The 25,055-nt window shown below is 65.9% G+C and carries 12 protein-coding genes; 6 read left to right on the forward strand and 6 right to left on the reverse strand.

What is annotated here, in order from left to right; translation table 11 throughout:
* Positions 1-397: 397 nt before the first annotated feature.
* Both JWM94_RS09290 and gdhA read right to left on the reverse strand, forming a co-directional pair.
* Positions 398-5,599, reverse strand: a complete 5,202-nt coding sequence (locus JWM94_RS09290) for a Calx-beta domain-containing protein (RefSeq protein ID WP_299425456.1) — start codon at positions 5,597-5,599, stop codon at positions 398-400.
* A gap of 119 nt (positions 5,600-5,718) precedes the next feature.
* Entirely contained in the window at positions 5,719-7,074 is a 1,356-nt protein-coding gene (gdhA, locus tag JWM94_RS09295; RefSeq protein WP_299425460.1) for an NADP-specific glutamate dehydrogenase, read from the reverse strand.
* 268 nt (positions 7,075-7,342) lie between these two features.
* On the opposite strand from gdhA, the gene JWM94_RS09300 reads away from it, so the two are divergent.
* The 5 genes from JWM94_RS09300 (at position 7,343) to JWM94_RS09320 (ending at position 18,169) form a co-directional block, all read left to right on the forward strand.
* Positions 7,343-8,671 (forward strand): multiheme c-type cytochrome, encoded by a 1,329-nt coding sequence (locus tag JWM94_RS09300; protein ID WP_299425463.1) that lies wholly within the window; start codon positions 7,343-7,345, stop codon positions 8,669-8,671.
* The gene (locus JWM94_RS09305; RefSeq protein ID WP_299425467.1) at positions 8,668-10,635 is read left to right on the forward strand and encodes a heme-binding protein; all 1,968 of its coding nucleotides are present in this window, start codon (positions 8,668-8,670) and stop codon (positions 10,633-10,635) included. Before JWM94_RS09300 ends, JWM94_RS09305 begins: the two co-directional genes overlap by 4 nt.
* A 134-nt stretch (positions 10,636-10,769) precedes the next feature.
* Positions 10,770-12,623: a hypothetical protein gene (locus tag JWM94_RS09310; RefSeq protein WP_299425574.1), complete on the forward strand. Its 1,854-nt coding sequence runs from the start codon at positions 10,770-10,772 to the stop codon at positions 12,621-12,623.
* A gap of 41 nt (positions 12,624-12,664) precedes the next feature.
* Entirely contained in the window at positions 12,665-16,549 is a 3,885-nt protein-coding gene (locus JWM94_RS09315) for a hypothetical protein (protein ID WP_299425577.1), read from the forward strand.
* A gap of 291 nt (positions 16,550-16,840) precedes the next feature.
* Positions 16,841-18,169 (forward strand): helix-hairpin-helix domain-containing protein, encoded by a 1,329-nt coding sequence (locus tag JWM94_RS09320; RefSeq protein ID WP_299425470.1) that lies wholly within the window; start codon positions 16,841-16,843, stop codon positions 18,167-18,169.
* On the opposite strand, the gene JWM94_RS09325 is transcribed toward JWM94_RS09320, so the two are convergent.
* From JWM94_RS09325 to JWM94_RS09340, 4 genes are read right to left on the reverse strand one after another with little or no spacing between them, the layout of a single operon-like run.
* Positions 18,166-18,981: a metallophosphoesterase gene (locus tag JWM94_RS09325; protein ID WP_367185877.1), complete on the reverse strand. Its 816-nt coding sequence runs from the start codon at positions 18,979-18,981 to the stop codon at positions 18,166-18,168. The genes JWM94_RS09320 and JWM94_RS09325 overlap by 4 nt on opposite strands.
* Entirely contained in the window at positions 18,932-20,755 is a 1,824-nt protein-coding gene (locus JWM94_RS09330) for a cytochrome c3 family protein (RefSeq protein WP_299425476.1), read from the reverse strand. Before JWM94_RS09330 ends, JWM94_RS09325 begins: the two co-directional genes overlap by 50 nt.
* 7 nt (positions 20,756-20,762) lie before the next feature.
* On the reverse strand, positions 20,763-21,605 hold the full coding sequence (locus tag JWM94_RS09335; protein WP_299425482.1) for a hypothetical protein: 843 nt from the start codon (positions 21,603-21,605) through the stop codon (positions 20,763-20,765).
* On the reverse strand, positions 21,606-24,056 hold the full coding sequence (locus tag JWM94_RS09340) for a cyclic nucleotide-binding domain-containing protein (protein WP_299425486.1): 2,451 nt from the start codon (positions 24,054-24,056) through the stop codon (positions 21,606-21,608).
* 55 nt (positions 24,057-24,111) lie between these two features.
* Here JWM94_RS09340 and JWM94_RS09345 point away from each other — a divergent pair, with 55 nt between their 5' ends.
* The gene (locus JWM94_RS09345; RefSeq protein WP_299425489.1) at positions 24,112-25,053 is read left to right on the forward strand and encodes a hypothetical protein; all 942 of its coding nucleotides are present in this window, start codon (positions 24,112-24,114) and stop codon (positions 25,051-25,053) included.
* Positions 25,054-25,055: the final 2 nt, after the last annotated feature.

Below are 25,055 nucleotides of genomic sequence, written 5' to 3' on the forward strand. Positions count from 1 at the left end.
ACGTAATGTAACTTATCTTAGCGGGTAGCTCTATCAGTCACGATCATTATCCCCGGTGCTATAATATAATATAGTTAATACACCCCAATCAAGGTTAACAACGAAATAACTGTTTTTTGTCTAAAGTCTCAAAATGGGAATTGTGCATCGTTTCTTGCGCGAATGTTAACGTTATAGGTTATTCGGTAGCGTAACGATCGCTTATCCGATCGAACGTTACGCCGTTATTCGGATCTCGAAGGTCAAGCGCCGGGCCGCGGCCCTGACCAAATTCCCGGCTCGTTTCCGCATGATGCGCTGATCGCTCCGCGTCGCTGCGTGGATTAAATTGACGCACGAGCGGAGCCTTTTCACGCGGATCGCTTTATCAGCGTTGCGTGAAAGGCCGAGCCCGCCTTTACAGCAGCGCGAAGGTGGCGGGTCCGTTGCCCCACGTTTCGTGGATCATTGCTCCGTGCGACGGCATGCTCAGCGCATCGATCAGCATGTGCTGCACATCGACCTTGTCGATGTGGAACGGCGCCTGGCCGCTGGCGGTGATGACGTCGCCCGACTGGATCTGGGCTGAGAGCACGCCGCTCAGCGTGACCGTCTCGCCATTGCCCAGGTCGATCACTGCATTGCCGCCGACATCGTGCGTTGCCGCCTGGAATGTCGTGAAATCGGCGAAATAGGCGGTCAGGTCGAGCCGGTCGGTGCCGCTGGCGAAGTCGCCGACCGTGTCGTGGCCAACCCCGGTGCCGGCGAAGACGAACACGTCCGCGCCGCCGCCGCCGGTCAGCGTCTCGTCGCCGCTGCCGCCGGTCAGATGGTTGGTCCCGGCGTTGCCGACGATCAGCGTGGTGTGGCTGTTGCCGGTCAGGTCGATCGCGGTCGTCGCACTGTCGTCGATCGTGCGCAGCGTTTCGATCGAGGCGTCGGATGCGAGCGTGTAGCTGACCGCCGCCTTGACGATATCGCTGCCGTTGCCGTCATTCTCGACGATCCGGTCGGTCGCGTCGCGCACGATATAGGTGTCGTTGCCCGCCGCGCCGCGCAGCACGTCGCCGCCGCCACCGCCGTCGAGCACGTTGTCGCCGCTATTGCCGACCAGCTTCTGCGCCTCGGCGTTACCCGTGCCGTTGATATTGTCGGTGCCGGACAGGCGGAGCAGCTCGACGCTCGACCCCGCGGCCAGCGTGTAGCTGACCGTAGACTTGACGATGTCGATCCCTTCGCCCGCATTCTCGATCACCACATCGTCGGCGCTGTCGACGGTGTAGGTGTCGTTGCCGTCGCCGCCACGCATCGTGTCGGTGCCGCCATTGCCGTCGATCGTGTTGTCGCCGCTGTTGCCGACCAGCACGTTGTTGCCCGTGCTGCCGGTGGCGTCGATGTTGGCGGTGCCGGTGAGCGTCAAGTTCTCGACATTGGGCGCGTTGACCAGCGAGTAGGTGATCGAGCTGTTGATCGTGTCGGTGCCGCCATTGGCATTTTCGTAGACATGATCGTTGACGTTATCGATCGTGTAGGTGTCGTCGCCGTTGGTGCCGAAGAAGCTGTCGCCGCCCGAATTGCCGAGGTGGAACAGCACGACTTGCGGGTCATGGTCGGTCGGTCGCGTGTCGCCGAACTGCGAATTGAGGTGGACCGCGTCGTAGTTGCTCGCCACCGCCAGCAAGTTCGCGCTAACCAGGATGTTGTCGATCTGCTGCGCGTTGCCGTCGAATAGATACGAATAGCGCTCCTCGGGGCTGAGCAGATAATTGACGTTGGTCAGCATCCCGCCTTGGGAGTGATCGGTCAGCTGGGTCTGCGCCTGCTCGAAGTAAAAGCCGTTCCAGTCGCCGAGCACCGCGATGTTGAGGTTCGGGTTATCGGCGAGGTGCGCGTTGACATAGGCCTTCACCCCGGCCGCCTGCGCGGTGCGTTGCGCATCGCCGGCGTCGCCGGCGGGCTGGTCGTTGCCGCGCAAGGGTTCGCTGCCGCCGCGCGAGGTCGCATGAACGTCGATCGTGGTGATCGTCTGGCCGTTGAACAGCCAGCTCGCGACCAGCGGGTTGCGGCTGCCGCTATACGCGGAACCCGTGATCAGCTCGGCCGAGCCGGCGACGTACTGGACCCGATCGAGATTGTAGAAATAGCCGTTGCGGATGTTGCCGTTGGGCTCGCCCCCGGTCGAATTGGCGACGGTCGGCGCGATCTCGACATAGCCGTAATGCATGCCGGTCAGCGCGAAGATCGCGTCGATGATCCCTTGCGCGTTGCTCACGCCCGACAGATCGGTGCCGCTGCCCGCGCCGTCGGCATCCTGGACTTCCTGCACCGCCAGAATGTCCGGCGCGCGCAGATTGTAGACGATGTCGCTCGCCAGAATGTCGTACTTGTGGTCCGACGCGTCGAGATTTTCGAGATTGTAGGTGGCGAGCGACAGATAGTCGCTGTTGCTCTGGAGCGTCGTCGTCTCGCGCGTCAGCGTGACGTCGTTGGTGATCGTGACCGGGGCGGTGACGACGACATTGTAATTGTCGAACGCGTAATTGACGATGCCGGTGATGCTGCTGAGCTGATCGCCAACGGTGTAGGTCGGGTGGTATCCGGTATAGACGCCGCTATCGCCGATGACCTGGATCATCTCCGGATTGTAGTCGACCGTGCCGTCGCCGTTGGGCGAGATCGTGATCCCGCCGCGGTCGTTCATCCCCGTCGCGCCCGAGCCGTGCGAGGCGACGACGAAGGTGTCGCCGAAGCTGTCGGTGTTCGACACCGCCTGCGGCGCGTCGATCGTGACGCGCATGCCCTCGAGCGATTCCCAGAAGTCGAGCCCGTCGTGCACCGGGTCGTACGTCGTCAAATGATCGTCATCGAGGACTTGGCTCGGGGGCAGGATGCCGCCGGGCACGTTGCCGATGACGATCGCGGCGGGCAGCGCATTGTTATGGCTGTCGATGGTCACGACCGGCGAATTGAGCTCGGTCATCGTCAGGCCCTGCGCGTCGCCGGCGAATTCGGTGACGGTGCCGCCGACCGTGACGCCGTCGCCGACCACGACGGTCGGTGCGGTGCTGGTGAAGACGAAGATCGCGTCGGAGGTCGCGGCATCGCCGTCGCCGACCGCCGACTGCAGGTAGAAGCCATTGGTATCGACCGCGGTGACGATGCCCGTCGTCTGGACCGGCTGGCCGACATAGGCGGAGGTGTGGCCGGCGCCCTGGATCTGGCTGATCGTCAGCGTCACGAAATCGTCGTTGAGGATCGTGCCGACCGCAGCACCATCGGTGATCGCGATGTTGCCGGTCGGGTTGCTGAGCGTCAGCGACAGCGTTTCGTTGGCCTCGCCGACCGTGTCGCCGACCACCGGCACCGTGACGGTCGCGCTGTGCGCGCCGACCGCGAAGGTGATGGTGCCGGTCAGCACCGCGCCCGCGCCGATATCGTCGCTGGTCGCGGTGCCGTCGAGGTTGACCGAATAATCGACCGTCGCGCTCGAGCCGAGTCCACCCGCGCGATAGACCGTGAAGGTCAGGTTGGCGGTGCCCGAATTGCCTTCCACCACCGATGCGTCGGCGACGCGGATCTGCCCGGTCGCATTGTCGGCGATAATGATCTGGTTGGTGTTCAGCGAGCCGAAGCTGCTGGTGGCGTCCGATTGCCAGGTGAAGTCGGCATAGCTCGCGCCGCTGCCGATCAGCTGGAGCGATTGGCCGAGCGCCCCGCTGCCGTCTTCGGACACGCCGATATCGGTGCTCGTCACACCTGCCGCCGGGGTGCCGGCGGCGGCGGTGAAGACGCCCTCGTACGACAATAACTGGATCACCGTGCCGTCGGGCGCAATCAGCGCGACGCCGTCGGCGATGCCGTTCTGGATGCCGTTGGCTGGGTAGCTGAACGACAGCGCGCCATAGCCCGACCCGCCTTCGTTATCGATCACCCCGGTCAGGCTGGTCGTCATGTACGTCGGCGCGGCGCCCGGCGTGTTGCTGCCGTTGTAGAACACCAGCTTGTAATTGGTCAGGTCGGTGCCCGCGACCCCGGCGATTTCGATCGCCTCGCCGGCGTCGGTGCCGGCATTATCGTAGTGGATCTCGTTGATATAGACGTTAGCCGGCGGCGGGATCGGATCGTCGTTGGTGATCGTGCCGGTGCCGGTCGCGGTGCCGAGCGAGGCGCCGCCGGTTGGCGCGCTGAGCGTGACGGTGAAGGTCTCGTCGGGTTCGTAGGTGGTGTCGCCATGGATAGGCACATGAATCTGCGCGGTGGTCGCGCCGTCGGCGAAGGTCACCGTTCCCGTAGCGACGAAGCCCGCGCCGAAATCGCTCGCATTGGTGGTGCTGTTGGCGATCGTATAGGTCGCGGAGACCGCGCCGACGCTGCCGTTCGCGCGCGTGACGGTGAACACCGCGTCGGTGTCGCCGCTATTGCCCTCCGCCACCGTGACGTTGCCGATGCTCAGCGTCCCCGCCGGCGCGGCGTCGTCGTTGGTGATCGTGCCGGTCGCGGTCGAGTGACCGCCGAGCGTGGCGCCGCCGGTCGGCGCGCTGAGCGCGACCGAGAAGGTCTCGTTGGGCTCGTAGGTCGTGTCGCCGGCGATCGGCACGTGGATCTGCGCGGTGGTCGCGCCGTCGGCAAAATTGACCGTGCCGGTCGCGACGAAGCCCGTGCCGAAATCGCCAGCATCGGTCGTGCCGTTGGTGATCGTATAGGCCGCCGAAATCGCGCCCGTGCTGCCGCCGGCGCGAGTCACGGTGAACACCATGTCGGTATCGCCGCTATTCCCTTCGGCTACCGCCATGTCGGCGATCGTCAGGCTGCCGGGCGTGGCGACTGCGGCATTCGCCTTGATCGAGAAATTGTCGATCGCGAGACCATCGTCGGACCCCGTTGCATCCTGGTCCACCCAGCGCACCCAGAAAGTGGCGCCGGCTGCGATATTGAGGCCGGAGATGATCGCGTTGATCCCGGCCACGCGGTTAGCGGCCGCGTTGCCGTCGAGTGCGCCGGCCGTGCCGGTGGTTATCGGCGAGTTGAAGTCGAGCGTATTGACGTCGATCCACGTCCCTGTGCTGAGGCTGGTAGCGTCGTAGCTGATCTGGAAATCCAGCTTGTCCGGCACGGTTGAATGCACCCCGCCGAACCGCCACTGCTCGCCGTCATAGGTGATCTCGAGCGACCCGATCGCACCGCCGGTATTGTTCGTGAACTGGCTGCCGATGACCGACGCAAGCGTGCCGCTGCGCAACTGGCCGAGTGCGCGCTCGGTGCTTGCCGTTGCGCCATAGCTATAGGTATCGGCGGTGGTGCTGCCGCCGGTATCGACAGCATATTGCCCGTTGTCGCGTGCGCCGCCGAGCGATTCGAGGAAATACCAGCCGTTCGGCATCGTGGTGTTGTTCGAGCTGCCCGCGGTGTTCGACAGCGTGTTGAAGTCCTGCGTGGACGCCGTGCCAAGCGTCGTCAGCGACACACTGCCCGTACCGGCCTGCGCGGCTTGTGTGGGATCGGCCGGCGGCTGGAGATCGCCGGCGAGGGTGGGCGTGTCGAACCGCACTGGCCCGGCATCGGGCGTCACGCCGTAGTTGAGCGGGACGTCATTCTGCAGGTCGAACACGATACGGGACATACTGGCTTCCTTCGCGGCATGGCGGGTCGAACGATAAGAATCGTGCGAATCCAATCCAGTCTGTCGCTAGGCGCTGCCTGTGACAACCATGTTGCGAACCATAGATTGTGGATAACTAATCAGATCACGCCGTACGCCAGCATCGCGTCGGCGACCTTCTTGAACCCCGCGATATTGGCGCCCTTCACGTAATCGACGTAATCGTCGGACACGCGGCCATGGACCAGGCAGCGGTCGTGAATCCCCGCCATGATGTCGAGCAACAGCTGCTGCAGCTCGGCTTCCTTCCACGATCGGCGTTCCGAGTTCTGGCTCATTTCGAGCCCCGACACCGCGACCCCGCCGGCGTTCGATGCCTTGCCCGGCGCGTAGAGGATGCGCGCTGCCTTGAAGACGTGGACCCCCTCCAGGTCGGTCGGCATGTTGGCGCCTTCGGCCACCGCGATACAGCCGTTCGCGACGAGCGTCCGCGCATCCTCGCCGTTGAGCTCGTTCTGCGTCGCGCACGGCAGCGCGACATCGCACGGCACGCCCCACGGCGTCTTGCCGGCGACAAAGCTCGCGCCCTTGAACTCGGCGACATAGTCCTCGATCCGGCCCCGGCGCCTGGTCTTGTGCACCTTGATCCAGTCGATCTTCTCCTGGCCGATGCCGTCGGGATCGTGGATGAACCCGCCCGAATCGCTCAAGGTCAGCACCTTGCCGCCGAGCTGGGTCACCTTCTCCGCGGCATGCGTCGCGACGTTGCCCGATCCGGAGATCACCGCGGTCTTGCCCGCCAGATCCTGCCCGCGCGTCTTGAGCATGTTGGCGAGGAAATAGACCGCGCCATACCCCGTCGCCTCGGGCCGGATCAGCGACCCGCCATATTCGAGCCCCTTGCCGGTCAGCACGCCGGTGAACTGATTGGTGATGCGTTTGTACTGGCCGAACATGTACCCGATCTCGCGCCCGCCGACGCCGATATCCCCCGCCGGCACGTCCACATCGGCGCCGACATGGCGATAGAGCTCGGTCATGAAGCTCTGGCAGAAGCGCATCACTTCGTGGTCGCTCTTGCCCTTGGGGTTGAAGTTCGCGCCGCCCTTGCCGCCGCCCATCGGCAGCCCCGTCAGCGCGTTCTTGAACGTCTGTTCGAACGCCAGGAACTTGAGCACGCTTTCGGTGACGCTGGGGTGAAAGCGCAAGCCGCCCTTATACGGGCCGATCGCATTGTTGTTCTGCACCCGCCAGCCGCGCTGGACGCGGACATTGTGACTGTCGTCCTCCCAGCAGACGCGGAACGAGATGATCCGGTCGGGCTCGGCGATGCGGCGCAGGATCTGATATTCGTGATAATCGGGCTTGTCGGCGATGAAGTCGAAAATGTCCTCGGCGACTTCCTGGACCGCCTGGACGAATTCTGACTGACCTGGATTGCGCCGCCCCACGCCCTCGATGAAATGCGACAGATCGACATGCTCGCTGCTGGCCATTCCGTACTCCCACACGGGTTTGCAATGCGGCGACCACGCTCCGTTCGTCCGGAGTCGCAATCGGGACATAGCAGCATTCGATGCGGCTCGGCAGAGCGGTATCCGCGACGATCCGGAGGACTCGTGAATTGACTTTTGGGGCCCCCACCCGGATCATGCCGGCAAGGCGGCGACCGACCGGCGAACGGGCGCGAAACGAGCGGAGGCTGTGTTGGGGAAGCGCGCCGGAATCGTGGGGTTTTGGCAAGCCGGTTTGCCGGTTATCGCGTTGGCTCTGCTCGTCTTTGCGATCTTCGCGCACCCCAGCGCCGCCTTGTCGACCGCCCCGGCGTCGCCCGCATCCCCGCAATCCACCGCTGGCGGCCCCGTCGGCGTGGCATCGTGCGCGGGATCGACCTGCCATGGCCGCGAGGAGCCGACCGGCGCGGTGGTCCGGCTCGACGAACTCAAATTGTGGCAGGACGAATCCTCCCCCGCCGGCGCGCACAGCCGCGCGTGGCGCGTGCTGGGCGAAGCGCGCGCGCGGGCGATCGCGGCTCGGCTCGGGATCGGCGACCCGCAAAGCGCGCCGACGTGTACCGGTTGTCACGTCGGCACCGCCGCCGCGCGACCCTCGGACGGCGTCGGGTGCGAGGCGTGCCATGGCAATGCTGCGGGCTGGCTGGCGAGCCACTATGCGGTCGGCGGCACGCACGCGAACAATGTCGCGCGCGGCATGCGCGCGCTCGACCAGCCGACGGTGCGCGCCGCGGTCTGCCTCGATTGCCACTACGGCAGCGACAAAGGCGGGCAGTTCGCAGAGCACCGCATCATGGCCGCCGGGCATCCGCGGCTGACGTTCGAGCTCGACCTGTTTTCGACGCTGGAAAAGCATTGGAACGTGGACGGCGATTATGCCGCCCGCAAGAATTCACCGAGCGCCGCGACCTTGTGGATGGTCGGCCAGGCGACCGCGCTCGAACGCTCGCTGAGCCTGTTCTCGAACGACCGCCTGGCCAATCGCGGCGTGTTTCCCGAACTGTATTTCTTCGATTGCCAGAGCTGTCACCGCCGCATCGGCGACGAACCCAGCTACCGTCCTTCAAGCATCAGCAATCCCGGGCGCGGCACCCCACTGGGCACGCCGCCGTTCCAGGACGAGAACATGATCATGCTGGCGGCGGCAGCGCGCGTGCGTTCGCCCGATCTCGCCAACCGGTTCCTGGCCAACAGTCTCGCCTTCCACAACGCGATGACCGTCAGCCGCCCCACCGCGGTCGCCGCTGCGGCGAAGCTGCGCGCCGATGCCCGCGCGCTCGCCGATCGCCTGTCGGGCAGTGGTCCGCGCGAAACGTTCGCGATGATCGCCGCGCTCGCCGACACGGTCACCACGCCGCGCTACACCGATTATGAGGGGAGCGTGCAAGCGGTGATGGCAGTGGATACCTTGCTGTCATCGCTCGCCGATGGCGGCGCGGTGTCGCGCGGCGACGTGGCGCGGATCCGGCCGTCGATCGATCGCGCTTATGCCGCGGTACGCGATCCCAACGCCTATAACCCGGGCGCTTTCCGCACCGCGCTGCGCACCGCGACCAATGCGATCGGTGGACTGCGATGAAGGTGCGGCGCTCGATCGCGATGCTCGCCACCGTCGCGCTGGTGCTCAGCTCGTGCGGTGGTGGCGGATCGAGCGGCGGCGGACCGACCAGCAGCAGCCCGACCCCCACACCGAGCGGCCCGACGAACTACTACACCGCCCCTGCGCAAGTCGCGCTGACGAGCGCGGAGATCGGCACAATCGTCGCGCAGGCGGTGGCTGAAGCGAAAGCGCGCAATCTGCCGTCGGACATCGCCGTGTCGGATCGCGTCGGCAACGTCCTCGCGGTGTTCCATATGACCGGCGCACCCGCGACCGCGACGATCCCGCTCCCCACCAGCGGGATCGGCATGGATGCGCAGGGCGTGACCTTCCCCGCCCCCGCCGGCGCGATCGCCAAGGCGGTGACCGCCGCCTATCTGTCGAGCAGCGGCAACGCCTTCACCACGCGTACCGCATCGCAGATCGTGCAGGAGCATTTTACCCCCGGACCCGGCAGCCTCGGGCTGGAAAGCGGGCCGTTGTTCGGGGTGCAGTTCAGCCAATTGCCGTGCTCCGACCTGTCGGCGCGCTATCAGTCGGCGGGCGGCGTCGGTGCGTTCATCGGGCCGAAGCGATCCCCGCTCGGCCTATCCGCCGATGCCGGGGGCATGCCGCTGTACAAGAACGGTGTCGTCGTCGGCGGGATCGGGGTGATGGGCGACGGGGTGTACAGCTTCGACCCCAACACGCTCGATGTCGATAACGATGCCGAAGAGTTCATCGCGCTCGCCGGCGCGACCGGGTTCACCGCACCATCCTCGATCACCGCCGACCGGATTATCGCCGGGGGCGTGTCGTTGCGTTACCTCGACGCGACCAGCGCGGGGCTTTCAACCAACCCGGCGAGCGCCCCCGGCTTCGCGACGATCAACGGCACGGCAGGCAGTCTCGCCACCGTGCGCGGCTATTACGGCGAAGGCGGCCCGCCCGCGCTCGTCGCGGGACAAGCCTATGGCACCGAAGCCTCGGGCATCCGTGCGGCGACGACCGCCGAGTTCGACAATCTCGACGCGTTCGTCCTGACCGACGGATCGGCGCACAACCGCTTCCCGCTGCGGAGCGGCACCGATGGTGCGGCAGTGGCCAGCCCGCTGACCGCCGCGGAGGCGAAGGCGATCCTGCAAAATGCCTTCACCGTCATGCGCCGCGCGCGCGCCGCGATCCGCCAGCCGCTCGACAGCCGCGCGGAAGTGTCGATCGCCCTGGTCGATACCTACGGCGCCGCGCTCGGGCTGGTGCGATCGCCCGACGCGCCGATCTTCGGCACCGATGTGGCGCTGCAAAAGGCGCGCACCGCCGCGTTCTTTTCGGGGAACAACGCGGGCAGCGACCTGATCGCCAATGCCAGCGCCGACGTGCGCGCGTTCGTGCCGGCGTTCCGCACCTTCCTTGGCGATGCCACTGCGCTGACCGGCAAGACCGCCTTCACCGACCGTGCCAACGGCAACCTCTCACGGCCCTTCTATCCCGATGGTGAGGACGGCAAGCCGCCGGGCCCGCTGTCACGCCCGATCGCACAATTCAGCGCCTTCTCCACCGGGCTGCAATCGGCGCTGATCATCGGCAATATCGGCCAGCACCTCGGCTATATCGGTGGCGCGCCAACCGACACGCCGGCGCGCTGCACGACCCTGCCCGATGCTACTCCGGGTCAGAACCGGTTGCAGAACGGCATCCAGATCTTCCCCGGCTCGGTGCCGGTGTATCGCGGCGGCGTGCTGGTCGGCGGGATCGGCGTGTCGGGCGACGGCGTCGATCAGGACGACATGATCGCGTTCCTCGGGCTCTACAATGCCGGGGTCGAAGTCGGGTCGATCGGCGAGGCGCCGTCGGCGATCCGTGCCGACCAGCTGACGCCGCAGGGGGTGCGGCTGCGCTACGTCAATTGTCCGGTCGCGCCGTTCCTCGACACGGCGGACCAGAACGTCTGCAACGGCAAATGAGGGGTGGCGTGCGGCCCGCGCTGATACTCGCGACCGCCGGGATAGCATTGGCCGCTTCGTCCGCCTGGGCACAGGACGCCGCCACGACCGACGCTGTCCGCACCACCAAGAAACCGCCCAAGGGCTCGGACACGATGACCCCGCCGCCCTCGGCGCAGCTCGAACCGCCGCCGCCCGCGCCCAACGATGACAAGCTACTCGAACCGCAGCCGATGGACCCGCCCGACAGCCTCGACGAGGCGCTGATCCCCGGCCGCCGCCGTCCGGGCGACATTCAGGGTCCGTTGCCGTCCAAGGTCACGCAGTTCAATCCCGGCGCGGTGCGTCCACCACCCGATTCCGCGTTTCCCGGCGACGAATTCCCGCTGCCCGACCGTTGGCGGCTGGCGACGGCGCTCTGCCCGGAGAAGATGTTCCGCGCGATCCAGGCGATCTGCCGTTCGCCGCTCGATCCCTATCGCCAGAGCACGATCAAGGGCGACCGGCCGCTCGACCGCAAGAAAGTGCCGTGGCTGCCGATCCGCGGCGACGATTGGTTCTTCGTGCTGTCGGGCGTGTCGGACACGGTGATCGAGCCGAGATCCTTCCCCACGCCGGTCGGAACGCAAACGACCTCACGCCCCGGCAGCCTCGACAGCTTCGGCCGATCCTCCAGCCTGTTCGCCGCGCAGACCTTCGTCGTCGGATTCTCGCTCTACAAGGGTCAGACCACCTTCAAGCCTCCCGAGATCGAGTATCGGGTCGCGATCGCGTACAACTACAATTACACGCGGGTGAATGAGCGGCGCATCCTGTTCGTCAGCCCATCGAAGCCGCCATACCGTCACGACACGTTCCTGGGCGTCCAAGAGGCGTTCATCGACTATCACATCCGCAACGTCAGCGACCGCTACGATTTCGACTCCGTCCGCATCGGCATCCAGCCGTTCCAGGCCGATTTCCGCGGCTTCCTGTTCAACGACCAGAACCTCGGCATCCGGCTGTTCGGCAATCGCGACAACAACCGTTTCCAGTACAATCTGGCGCTGTTCTGGCGGCTGGAGAAGGATACCAACACCGGGCTCAACGACCTCGGCCAGACGCCGCGGCGCGACTGGATCGCCATCGCCAATCTCTACCGCCAGGATTTCCCGGTGCCCGGCTTCACCAGCCAGATTACCGCCGCGCACGATTTCGACCGCGAGGGACGCGAGTTCTATTACGACAAGAACGGCTTCCCGGTGCGCCCGGCGCTGATCGGCGACCAGCGCGGGCGCGACTATAACATCACCTATCTGGGCTATAACGGCGATGGCCATTTCGGGCGGATCAACCTGACGCTGTCGGCCTATGCCGCGCTCGGCAGCGACCGCAACAGCATCTTCACCTCACGACCCGCCAAGGTCCGCGCCTTCTTCCTCGCCGCCGAGCCGAGCTACGACATGGACTGGGCGCGGTTCCGGCTGTCGTTCCTCTACGCGAGCGGCGACAAGAACCCGTACGACAACAAAGAGACCGGCTACGACGCCATCCTCGAAAACCCGATCTTCGCCGGGGCCGACACGAGCTACTGGATCCGCCAGTCGATCCCGTTCGCCGGCGGCGGGCGCGCAATCGGGGTCAACGGGCGCAACGGCGTGCTCGCCGATCTGCGATCGTCGAAGGACGAGGGGCAGTCGAACTTCAACAATCCGGGGACGATGCTGATCGGCGCGGGCGCGGATTTCGACCTGACCACGGCGATCCGCGTGTCGGCCAACGTCAACCGGCTGTCGTTCGCCGACACCGCGGTGCTCAAGGCGCTGCGCAACGAGGGCAGCATCCCGCGGTCGATCGGGATGGACTATTCGGTGTCGGCGATCTGGCGCCCGCGCACGACGCAGAATATCGTGTTCCGCGCCTCTGCCGCGATGCTCCAGGCGGGCGGCGGGTTCCGCGATCTGTTCACCCAATCCAACGGCAGCGGGCGCTATTTTTCGGTGCTCGCCAATGCGATATTGACCTACTGATGCGGGGACTGCGCTTCCTTCTCGTTCTGGCGGCGACCGGCATGGCGCTGGCGACGGGGAGCAGCGCGCTGCTCGCCAAGAGCGAGGGCGGCGGCGCGGTCAAGCGCAGCTACGTCGCTTACCCCTCCGCCCCGGCCAGCGAAACGCCGGACGAGGCCAAGGCCAAGAGCGCGGGCTGCCAAAGCTGCCACACATCCACCGACGAAACGTCGATGCACCCGACCAAGGCGGTGGTGCTGGGCTGCGCCGATTGCCATGGCGGCGACCCGACCGCGGCGATCGTGCCCGGTACATCGCCGACCGACCCGCGCTACGTCGCGATACGCGACAAGGCGCACGTCCTGCCGCGCTATCCCAAGGCGTGGAACTGGCCCAACCCGGCCAACCCGCAGCGCAGCTACACCTTGCTCAACAAGGAAGCGCCCGAATACATCCGCTTCGTCAACCCGTCCGACTTCCGTGTCGCGCGCGAGGCATGCGGCGCGTGTCATTTGTCGATCGTCCAGGCCAACGAACGCTCGCTGATGGCGACCGGCACGATGCTGTGGGGCGGCGCGAGCTACAATAATGGCGTCCAGCCGTTCAAGAACTATATCTTCGGCGAAGCCTTCACGCGCGACGGGAAACCCGCGAAATTACTATCGCCGGGACAGCCTGTCGGCACCGTGACCAATGCCCAAAAGGCGCGCGGCGCGCTGCCCCAGCTCTACCCGCTGCCGACCTGGGAAGTGATGCCGCCCGGCGACGTGTTCCGCGTGTTCGAACGCGGCGGGCGGATCAACGGCACGCAATTCGCGGAGGTCGGCTTGCCCAACCCGAGTGGCAGCATCCAGAAGCTCGACGAGCCCGGCCGTCCCGATCTGCGCCAGTCGAACCGTGGCCCCGGCACGGGCCTGCGCATCGCGATTCCGGTGCTCAACATCAACAAGACGCGGTTGAACGACCCCTACACCTGGATGATCGGCACCAACGACCAGCCGGGCGATTACCGCCAGTCGGGCTGCTCGTCGTGCCATGTCGTCTACGCCAACGACCGCGATCCCAAGCACAGCCTGGTCTATGCGCAGTACGGCCGCGACGGGCAGACCGCGACCGCCGATCCGACCATAAACGGGCGGATCCAGCCCTTCCCCGGCGGCAGCGAGAAGGAGCCGGGCCACCCGATCAAGCACAGTTTCACCCGCGCAATCCCGACGGCGCAGTGCATGACGTGCCACATGCACCAGCCCAACGTGTTCCTGAATTCGTACCTCGGCTACACGATGTGGGACTACGAAACCGCCGCGCCGCAAATGTGGCCGGGGAAGCAGAAATACCCGACCGCGAAGGACGTCCGGACGGTCAACGAGCGCAACCCCGAGGGCGCCGCGCCGCGTGGCAATTGGGGCAACGTCGATTTCCTCCGCCGCGTCGTCGATGACGTGAACCCGGTCGCGACCGATACACAATTTGCCGACTATCACGGCCATGGCTGGAATTTCCGCGCGGTTTATTCGCGCGACCGTGAGGGCAATCTGCTCGACGCGCAGGGCAAGATCATCTGGCCCGACGATCCCGAGAAATTCCGCAAGAACGGCATGGGCATGTTCGCGCCGGTCGGCGATCAACTCGGCAAGGCGGTGCACCTGATGGATATCCATGCCGAAAAAGGCATGCAGTGCGCCGATTGCCACTTCGCGCAGGACAGCCACGGCAACGGCCTGATTTACGGTGAGGTGGCGAACGCGATCGAGATCGGGTGCCAGGATTGCCACGGCACCGCCGACGCCTTCCCGACGCTGCTGACATCCGGCCCCGCCGCGCCGCCCAAGGGCCACGACCTCAGCCTGCTGCGTAATCCCGACGGCGAGCGCCGCTTCGAATGGCGCACCGACGACAATGGCGAGCGCATGCTGGTCCAGCGGTCAGTGGTTGATCCGAAATTGTGGTGGCGCGTCAGCCTGGTCAAGGAAACGGTCAGCCGCGACAGCAAATATTTCAACGCCGCGGCGGCGCGCGCCAAATTGATGTCGACCAGCGGTCCCAACACGGGGAGTTTCGCGTGGGGTACCGGCGTGCCGCAATCGATGCGCGCGCACGATCCGAGCAAGATGACCTGCTACACCTGCCACCTGTCCTGGACGCCGTCGTGCGGCGGGTGCCATTTGCCGATCGAGGCCAACTGGAAATCCAAGACGCAAATCTACGAGGGCGAGGAAACGCGCAATTTCGCGACCTACAACCCCCAGGTCGCGCGTGACGACATGTTCCAGCTCGGCATTCATATGACGACCAAGGGCAATTCGATCGCCCCGGTGCGCAGTTCCTCCGCGCTGATGCTGTCGTCGACCAACGTCAACCGCGAGCGGATCTACAGCCAGCAGCCGCCAATCTCCTCGATCGGTTTCTCGAGCCAGGCATTCGCGCCGCATTTCCCCCACACGGTGCGCACCACCGAGACCAAGAAGTGCACCGACTGCCACCTGTCGGCCGCCAACGACAATAACGCGATCATGGCGCAATTGCTGCTACAGGGGACCAATTTCGTCAATTTCGTCGGGCTCAATGCGTGGGTCGGGCTGGAGGGCGGGATCGAGGCGGTGCGCGTCACCGAATGGTCCGAGCCGCAGGCGGTGTTCGGGTCGTACCTCCAACGCTACGCCTATCCCGATTATTTCCGGCTGCATGTCGATCGCAACAAGCGCGAGCTGGTCGACTGGACGCGCGGGCCGATCAAGCTGTCGAACGACGCCAGCCCCCCCGAGGTGATCGGAAACGTCGCGCGCGGCACCGACGGCGCGGCGCGGTGCCTGCAATTGCGCGGCGAGTATATGTTCGTGGCGGAGGGCAAGGGCGGTTTCCGCGCGTACGATGTCGCGTCGATCGCCAACAAGGGGGTGTCGGACAAGATCCTGACCGCGCCCGTCTCGCCGCTCGGGCAGGACACGCAGGTCAAGACGACCAACGCGACGTGCATGGCGCTGCCGACCGACCAGCCGATCTCGCCCTTGCGCAACACCCCCGCGATGCGCGCGGCGAACCAGGAACAGGGGTTCGCGCCGATCTATCACTATGCCGCAATCACCGACTCGGTCGAGGGGCTGATCCTGGTCAATGTCGACACGCTGGCCGACGGCGAGCCGCGCAACAATTTCCTCAAGCGCGCGGTCACCTGGAACCCGAACAATGTGCTCAAGGGCGCGCGGCACATCACGCTGGCCGGCAATTACGCCTATATCGCCGCCGATGCCGGGGTGGCGGTGGTCGACCTCGCCGACCCGCTGCGGCCGCGGATGACCGCGATGATCCATGTCCCCGGCCCGCGCGCGACCGCGCTGCAGTTCCGTTATTTGTGGGTGACGACGTCGCGCGGGCTGGAGGTGTTCGACGTGACGCGACTCGACCGCCCGGTTGCGATACCCGGCGCGGTCGTGCCGTTGGCCGATGCGCGCCGCGTCTATGTCGCGCGGACCTATGCCTATGTCGCGGCGGGCAAGGACGGACTGGTAATCGTCAACGTCACCAATCCGGAAGTGCCGGTCGTTTACCAGCGCGTGACCTTCGGCGGGGAGGTCAACGACACACAGGACGTCGTGATCGGATCGACCAACGCGTCGCTGTTCGCTTATGTCGCCGACGGGCGGAACGGGTTGAAGGTGCTCCAGCTCACCTCGCCGTCGAGCCAGCCCAATTTCTACGGCTTCTCGCCTGCGCCCAAACCCGAACTGATCGCCTGGGCGCGCACACCCTCGCCCGCGCTGGCGCTATCGAAGGGCTTGGATCGTGACCGCGCGGTGGATGAGACCGGCGGGCAGATCGCGGTGTTCGGCCGGCTCGGCTCGCGCCCGTTCACGCGCGCGGAGATGGAACGCTTCTTCCTCAACCGGCAGGGTGTGCCGTGGAAAGTCGATGACGGCCCGCATCTGGAGGACTGGGTGGGCCGCTAACGCAAATTCTGACTGCGGTTGAACGAAATGGGCGCGGCGTGGATCGATCAGGATATGACCCGCGCGTCACAAAGACGAATCACAGCAAGGCCTATGGCGTAGGCGCGCGAATAGAATGAATCGGTCCAAACCGGATATTTTATCGTAGTGCATGAACTGCAGAAACGTGGTTCGTTGCCGCGAGCGTCAATCCTTTGCGTCGGCAAATTTCAGAATCTGTAAGCTTTGACTATCCGAAACGAACTCCAAGCGGGCAAACAGATCGAATAGGTAATCTAGATAGGGCAGGCGATGGCCGAATATCTTGATGCAGACCTGCACAACCTGTTGCTGTGGTCAGGCGTCGGCGGTATTATCGTCCCCACGCTATGTTATTCGCTCCGTCGCTTCTGGGATCGAGCCGGAAGAAATGGCTCTGATTCTTCAGACCGCGAGCGCCGCCGAACGCTCCCCGCCGATCAATTGCAGGGTATCGAGGGGGTCGGCCCCCAAATTGCCGGGCTACTGGCGGGAGCTGGCCTCACGCGCTTCGAGGATGTCGCCGCAAAAACCCCGGATGAGCTTCAAGACATCCTTACCAAAGCCGGGCCGTCATTCGAGCTCGCCGATCCAGCGACGTGGCCGGAGCAAGCGAGGCTGATCGCTGCCGGAGATATCGAAGGTTTCCTCAAGCTTGCCATCAAATTGACGGCGGGCGTGACCGTTTTGGAGAATATTACCGGAATCGGTGCGGCGCTGAGCGAGCGGTTGCGGCTTGGCGGCATCAACACAGTCGCCAAGCTGGCCCGAAGTTCGGTCGACAAGGTTGAGGAGATGCTGACCGCATCGGGCACTGTCCCGGCCGCAGGCGACATCGCCGCTTGGATTGATGAGGCACGTAACTTTTCAGCAGGTAATCGCCGGGCTCTCTCCGAGCTGGCGGGCAATCTCCAGCGCGCATCCTTGCCCGCAGCCGCGGCCGCCGCCCTCGCAGGGCCGGCGAATACTCCTGCCCCTGGCCACGATCCCGGCATGAGCGCTGATCCTACACGATGGCCAACGGGCAACGCCGCACTCATTTGTTCAGCGACAATCGGAGCGCTGCTCATCCTGCTTTCAATTCCCGTTCCGTCGCGTGAGGCCTTGAAGATCGTCGAAAAGGTGAAGCGGTTCGAACGGGATTGCTCGCTCTCCGGGACCACCACTTTCCCGGCCAGCGCGCTTTTCTTCAAAGGCAGCTCTGAGTTAAAACCGGATGGTGAAGCGATCATCCAGAAATACGTTGGCGACCGCAAAGTAGAAGCGAGCCAGCGCCAGGACTTGCCCGACACGATCGTGGTGTTCGGCTATGCGAGCGAAGAAGGTTCGATAATCTACAATCAGCAGCTTTCCGACCGACGTGCACGAACGATCGCCGAACGCTTACGACTGGAGTCGGGCTGGCCCAGCGGCCTGTTCAGGGCCTACGGAAAGGGAAAGTCCGGCGCTCAATCATGCGCGACTAATCCAGATCCCGAAGCCTGCAGGGCGAGCGACCGGAAGGTCGAAGTGCTCGTCGTATACGGCAAGGTCAGCCCTCGATCCGGCAAAATTGACTGCGGCGGCTGGCGTGATGTCACACCAGTCGCCGCCAGCCGCTAGGGCCGCTCGCCGAACACTTTTCGCATCAGGGGCTGCATCGTCTTATCGTAGCTGACGACCGGCTCCTGCCGCTCGACGCGATCGACGTGGCTGATCAACTGGCCGTGCCGCCACAGGTGCAGCGCATAGGCCGGGGGCGTATCGACGATGATCGGGCGGCCGTCGGGGCGGTCAGGGTCGATCGGCGCCAGTTCCAGCGCGGCGACCGGCGCGGTCGGCGGGCAGACGACCACCGGAAACCCGGCAAACTGCCCCGTGATCGAGCGATGGATATGGCCGCTGACCAGTGCGACGATGTTGCCGCGTCCGGCGATCGTATCGGCGAGGCGGCGCACCCAGGGCTCGGCGGGGTCGGTGGTCAGCCAGTCGATCCCCGTTTCGATCGGCGGATGGTGGAGGACGATGATCGTCGGGCGTTCGGGCGCTTCGTCCAGCCGCTCGGCCAGCCACGCCGCGCGTGCGTCGTCGAAGCCGCCGCCGTGGCGCCCCGGTTCGAGCGTATCGAGCACCAGCAGGCGAAGCTCGCCGCAATCGGCGGCATACTGAAAGAATCCGCCCGGCATCGCCAGATCGGGAAACGCGGCGGCGAACCCTTCGCGGGTGTCGTGATTGCCGAGCGCGTAGTGCACCGGGAACGGGCACGCCTCCAGCTTCGCGCGCAGCCGCCGATACGACGCCTCGTCGCCGCGCTCCGTCAAATCGCCGCTGGCGATTAGTGCGTCGGGCGGGGTCGGGAGCGACTTGAGGCGATCGAGCACCGCGTCAAGGCGGCGCGCGTTCATCTCGTCCGGATCGTCGAGAACGAATCCCAAGTGCAGATCCGAAATCTGGGCTATCAGCATTTCGCCCTCCCCCCTTGGCCGCCATCTTGCCCGATCGCAGGGCATGCGGTGCACCGTTCCCGCGATGATAATCGTGACACATCGCGCACGTCGAGCGCACTTGCGGCGCTCGCGCCGTGTCCCCACCGTGACACTGTCGACAGGTTGAAATACCCGGAAGCATCAGAATGCGCGAATCGTTCGTGGTCAGCGCTTGAGCGTGACAGCCGCCGCACGTCGTCGTGGTATGCGCGGCATGGTCGAACCAGCCCTCGCCGATGAAGCGAAGCTGCTCGCGCACCGGCACCACGCGGTAATTGAGCCCGCCGGGGGTGCTCGGTTGCACGATGACGTGGCAGTCGTAGCACGCGCCCTTCGGCGAGAAGATCGCGCGGACCATCGCCGCGCCGCCACCGCCGCCCGAATAGACCGGCGTCGCCCTGATCTCGCCCGGCCGCTGGCGGTCGCTCGGTGCCGAGCCGCCGCCACCGCCGCCCGCCGCGAGAATGTCAGCGATCACTTGTGCGGCATTGCCGTGGCGCAGCGTCCGCACCGTTCCGCCGACGCGGTCGAACGCGAGGCTATGGCATTGCGAACAATTGCGCTCCATCGACACGGGGCGGAAGCGCGCGCCGCTATCGTCGGGCACGTGGCATTCGGTGCACGCAAGCGGCTTGCGCCCCAGCGTCGCTTGCATCCGCGCAACGCCGCTGACTTGCGACAGGTGCAGCGCGTGGGGGAATTTGAGCCCGCTATCCTGTATGCGCGCCGACGGATCGCCGAGCGGAATGCGGGTGAAGCGCGGATAGTCGCCGGGCGTGGTCATCACCGCCGGCCGGAATTGCGGATGCACGCGCCCGAAATCGGCTGCGTCGCCCAGTTTGGTGTCGGGCAGCTTGGTCTTGAGATCGGCATGGCACGCAGCGCACTGGGTTTCCGCCACCGCCGGCATCGCGCCGGGGCCCGAATGCTCGGCATGGCAATCGACACAGCGCCCCGGATCGCGCCCGAACATGTCGGCGATCGCGAGCTTGAGCCCGGCGATACCGTCGGGCTGCGGCTTGGCACGCGCTTGCCGGTCGGCGTCGGCATGCGGGGCGATATCCGTGTGGCAGCTCGTGCACGCGGTATCGGGGACCGCGACGAACGCCTCGACGTGACACGACTTGCAGTTTCGCGTCAGCGACGAGTGCGCGCGCGATAGCGGCCCCGACGACCAGCTCGAGTCGATATGCTTGTAGCCGCTCGCCATCTGCACGTCGGTCAGCTTCGCCGGCGCATGCGTGAACGACCAGATCGGCCAGGCGAGGAAGATCGCAAGGATAAAGAGCGCGAGCGTCCAGGCCATCGGCCGTTTGCCCAGCGCGGTACCGGCGAGCGAAAAGCGTTTGCCCGCATCGTCCGCCCCTTCGAGCTGCGCGCCGTCGCGGGTCACGGCGATCGCGATAATACCCTCTTCCTCGCCTGCCGATATCGCGATGCGGGCCGCGCCGATGCGGATTTCCCCGCCGCGCGCGATGTCGATTTCGCCGTGCTCGGTCGAGCGGCCATCGACGAGCAGCGGGATTGCGGCCAGCGCGTTGACCGCGACACGCGCGACGATGTGGCGAATTTCGGCGTGGTGGAGCGTGACCTCCAAATCGGTCAGATGAATGTCGCTCGCCGGATCGCGGCCGACCGTCAGAACGTCGCCCTCGATCCGCCGCGTGCGGACGATCTCGCGCCCGCTGGCGGCGCGTGAAGTGAGGTGAAGGACGAAGCTCACCGTCGCGTCACCAATAAAAGAACACGGCGACGATATGCGCCGTCAGCGCCGCGATCAGCGCGAAGGTGGTGGGGACATGGACGTAGAGCCAGCCTTCGAGCGCCGCCTTCAGCCGCATGTGACGGCGCATCGTGGTCAGCATCGATGAGCGGCGTTCGAGCAGGCCTACTACTTGCTCGGCATCCGGCCTTTCGCGGCGAAACGCGTCCAGCGCGCTCCGGGTCGCCCCGCGCGGAAACCGCCCGGTCAGCCGACGCCAGAACCCGGCGGCGAACGGATCGTCGTTGAGCGCATCGCGCACCAGCGCCGCGTGATGGCCGTCGAGCGACTGCGCGGCGTCGTGGAGTTGCGCGTCGAGCGTGCGCAACTCGACCACCATCTGCGTCTCGGTGCGCTCCCCGCGATTGTCCGACAGCAAGCGCGGCAACGTCGCGTAGAGGATGATCCCGACGAACCCCGATGCGATCACCAGCATCATCAGCACGTAAGCGAGCGTGTGGACGTTCCAGCCGAACTGGAATCCGGTATGGAGCGTCGCGATCACGACCAGCGCGAGCCCGAGATAGACGTGCGCCGAGGTCCACGCCTTGAGCGACCAGGCGCCGGGCGTCATGGCACGTTTTCTGATCCCTAGCGCGGTCAGCCACAGGATCAGCAGTGCGCCGATCGTGCCGAGAATATAGCCGTACGGGCTCCCGCCGTTGGGCACCGGCCGCGGATCGTCGATCGCGTAGATCAGGATCGCGACGACCACGACGATCGTGGCGATCTTCGCCCAGCGCAGCCGTTTGTGGCGCAGGAAGCCCTCATTCTCGCCGATCCGCGACCTGATCGCTCCCCCGGCCGCCATTCAGCCGGCCTCGCGCTCGAGCTTGGCAACCTTGAGCAGGTCTTCGGGCGCGACCCGTAACGCCGCGCCGGTCGGGCAGGCACGGACGCACGCCGGCCCGCCCGATATCCCCGCGCACATGTCGCACTTGATCGCCTTTTTGGGCGTCTCGACGGTGCGATGTTTGTCCGCCCATTTCTTGCTCGGCTCGCCCGGGCCGGGTCCGCGCCCGAATAGCATCCAGTCGACCAGCCGTGGTTTCTTGGGCGGCGCTCGGTCCATCCGGATCACGCCGTACGGACAGTTGCGCTGGCAATTGCCGCAGCCGATGCACGTCTCGTTGATCGACACCTCGCCATCGGGCCCGCGGCGAATCGCGTTGGGCGGGCAATCGGCCATGCAATGCGGATGCTCGCAGTGTCGGCACGACGTCGGCACGTGGACGTGCGCGTAGGTCCGCCCCGCCTCGCGGTCGAGCCGCGACAGCCCGTCGTGGCTGTCGGCGCACGCTTTCTCGCAATTGTCGCACCCGACGCACAGCTTCTCGTCGATCAGCAGCACGTCGGTCGCCTCGCCTATGCCGTTGTCGATCAAGAAGTTGGCGACCGACGAATACATGTCTACCGCGCCCGAAAACTCGCTCTTGCTCGCCTCGATATGCGCGTTGATCTCCTGCCGCGCCGCCATGTCGGCGCGGGCTTTGGCGGCGAGCGCCGGATTGCCCGCGAGCAGCCGCGCGAAGGCGTCGCCGTCGAGCTTGACCAGTTCGGACTTGATCGCCGCGCGCACCGTCGCGACGCGCGGGCGGGCGTCGATCAGCGCCATCTCGCCGAAATACGACCCGGCCGGCAGATAGTTGAGGAATATCGGTTTGCCGCCGATCTGCTTCTCGACGATCATGCTGCCGACCCGCACGACATAGATGTCGCGGTCGGTGCCGCCTTCCTCGACGATCTTCTGCCCCGCCCGGGCGCGCACGACCTCGGCGGTCGCCAGCACTTCGTCGAGATCGGCGGCGGTCAGCCCCGAGCCGAACAGCTGGAGCAGCTGCCGCTGGATCGAGATGCGGTCGATCGTGCGCTTGGCCGCGGGCACGGTCGCCATCAGCTTGAGCGCGGCGGTGCGCGGGATTTCGACCAGGATCGCGTCTTCGCCCGCGCGCACGGTGGCGCCGCGGCGGCGGCCCGAAATCAGCCCCACCTCGCCGACGATCGAGCCCGTTTCGATGGGGATCGCGCCGCCATCGGCGGTCAGCACCTCGACTGTCCCTTCAGCGATGCCGAACAGCGACGATCCGATCGCGTTCTTCTCGAACACCACCTCGCCTGCGCGGTAGCGCCGCACCTCGGTGTCGAGGATGAATTCGCGCATTTGGAGCGGCGACAGCTCGTTGAGCACGCCGACCCGCTCGCGCAGGAAATCGAGCCATTCGGCGGTCGAACGACTATTGCCCAACGCCGCCAGCCGCTCCTCGACGATCGGCTCGTCGGCGGGCTTCAAGTCGGTGTTGCCGGCGATGAACTCGACCACGTCATGGCCCTGGTTCATGCAATGCTTGATCAGCGGATAGCCGGCGAGCGCCCCGATCACATAGATGCCGGGCGTGCTCGATTCGAATTGCGGGCTGAGCGCGGGAAAAGCCTCGCGGTCGGGGCCGGTGAAATCGACGCCGCAGCTTTCGACGAAGGCGCGCGGCGCGGTCGATCCCATCCGCGCGATCACCCGATCGCAACGCTGACGCACTTGCCCGTCGCGCGTGTCGAGCACGATCTCGTTGCCTTCGATCGCCGCCGGGGTGGTTTCGGTCAGCACCTGGATTCGCCCCGCGTCGCGCGCCGCCATCAGCAGATCGACGTTAGCCGCCTTGGCGCGCGCGAAGTCGGCGCTGCGGTTGAGCAGCGACACGACATTGCCCTGCTCGGCGTCGGCGGCGAGTCCCAGCGCGTTCTCGATTCCCGCATCGCCCGATCCGATCACGACGATATGCTCGTCGACATATTCGGCCGGGTCGTCGAGCTGGTACTGGACCCGGCTCCCGTCGGCGCCTGGCATCCTGACCAGATTGGGGTTGCCCTGGGTGCCGACGGCCAGGATCACCGTTTCGGCGTCGATGGTCGATCCATCGGTAAGCGTAAGCGTGAAGGCGCCTTTCGCTCCCTCGATCTTTTTTACTTCCGCGCCGTAGCGCACATTGACCTTGGCGTCGGTGATCTGGCGGTCCCAAGTGTCGAGCACCGTCTCGCGCTTGCCCGCGTCGAACTCCACGTCCGAGCGGAGCACGAGCCCCCTCGGCGTCGCCATGACGTGCTTGCCCTTCTGGTATTTGAAGATCGTGTCGGACAAATGGTCGGCGCTCTTTTCGAGCAGGACGTGCGGCATCTCCCGCGCGGCGGCGCGCGCCGCGGCGCTCAAGCCCGCAGGCCCCGAGCCGATGATCGCGACCGCGACCCTGTCTGTATCCGCCGACCCCATGCTAGCGTTCCTGCCCCGCCGCGTTACTATCAGTGCGGGAGTTGGGGTGGAAGCAATGGCCGACGATAGCGGTAGGACGATCGGAAGCCTTGGCTGGTTCGCGCTGGCCGGCGCGGCGGCGATCCTGATCGCCGCGATCGGGCTGAGCCGTGGCGGCACCGCGCCGCTGGGCGAGCCCGATCCGGTCGCCAACACCGAAGCGCCCGCCGATCCCGCGGCGGCGATCACGAGTCTCGAGGGGCGGATGCGCGCGCACCCCGACGATGGCGAGGGCTGGAAGTCGCTCGGTTGGTCGTATTTCCAGGTCCAGCGCTACGCCGACGCTGCCGGCGCCTATGCCAAGGCGACCAAGCTGCTGCCCGACAAGGCCGAACTCTGGTCGGCATTCGGTGAGGCGCAGACACTGGCGTCCAATGCAGTCGATCCGATCGCGCACGATGCCTTCGGCAAGGCGCTCGCGATCGATCCCAGGGATTCGCGCGCGCGCTATTTCCTCGCGGTCGAGAAGGACGTGAAGGGCGATCATAAGGGCGCGATCGACGACTGGATCGCTATGCTGCGCGACGGCCCGAAGGACGCCCCCTGGGCGCAATCGGTGCACGATCTGGTCCTCAAGGTCGCGGCCCAGCACAAGATCGACGTCAAGGGCCGGCTGCCCGATGTGGCCCCCGCGCCGGCCTTGGCGGGCGGCGACGACGCGGTGAGCGCCGCGATCCCCGGTCCGACGTCCGAGCAAATGAGCGATGCGGCTGGGCTTGCGCCGGGCCAGCAGAACGCGATGGCGCAGGGCATGGTCGATCGTCTCGCCCAGCGCCTCGCCGCGCAGCCCAACGATTTCGACGGCTGGGTCCGGCTGATGCGCGCGCGCATGGTGTTGCGCGACGCCAAGGGTGCCGCCGACGCGTTGGCGGGCGCAAAGCGTGCCTTCTCGGCCGACAAGGCGACGCTCGCCCGCCTGACCGACGCCGCGCGCGCCCTCGATGTGCCGGGCGCCTGAGC

This window comes from Sphingomonas bacterium (genome assembly GCF_028289855.1).
GTDB lineage: Bacteria > Pseudomonadota > Alphaproteobacteria > Sphingomonadales > Sphingomonadaceae > Sphingomonas.

Excerpts from the sequence above, each read along its gene's own strand:
- JWM94_RS09290 (WP_299425456.1), bottom strand. The coding sequence starts at position 5,599 with ATGTCCCGTATCGTGTTCGACCTGCAGAATGACGTCCCGCTCAACTAC.
- gdhA (WP_299425460.1), bottom strand. The coding sequence starts at position 7,074 with ATGGCCAGCAGCGAGCATGTCGATCTGTCGCATTTCATCGAGGGCGTG.
- JWM94_RS09305 (WP_299425467.1), top strand. The coding sequence starts at position 8,668 with ATGAAGGTGCGGCGCTCGATCGCGATGCTCGCCACCGTCGCGCTGGTG.
- JWM94_RS09310 (WP_299425574.1), top strand. The coding sequence starts at position 10,770 with ATGACCCCGCCGCCCTCGGCGCAGCTCGAACCGCCGCCGCCCGCGCCC.
- JWM94_RS09315 (WP_299425577.1), top strand. The coding sequence starts at position 12,665 with ATGGCGCTGGCGACGGGGAGCAGCGCGCTGCTCGCCAAGAGCGAGGGC.
- JWM94_RS09320 (WP_299425470.1), top strand. The coding sequence starts at position 16,841 with ATGGCCGAATATCTTGATGCAGACCTGCACAACCTGTTGCTGTGGTCA.
- JWM94_RS09335 (WP_299425482.1), bottom strand. The coding sequence starts at position 21,605 with ATGGCGGCCGGGGGAGCGATCAGGTCGCGGATCGGCGAGAATGAGGGC.
- JWM94_RS09340 (WP_299425486.1), bottom strand. The coding sequence starts at position 24,056 with ATGGGGTCGGCGGATACAGACAGGGTCGCGGTCGCGATCATCGGCTCG.
- JWM94_RS09345 (WP_299425489.1), top strand. The coding sequence starts at position 24,112 with ATGGCCGACGATAGCGGTAGGACGATCGGAAGCCTTGGCTGGTTCGCG.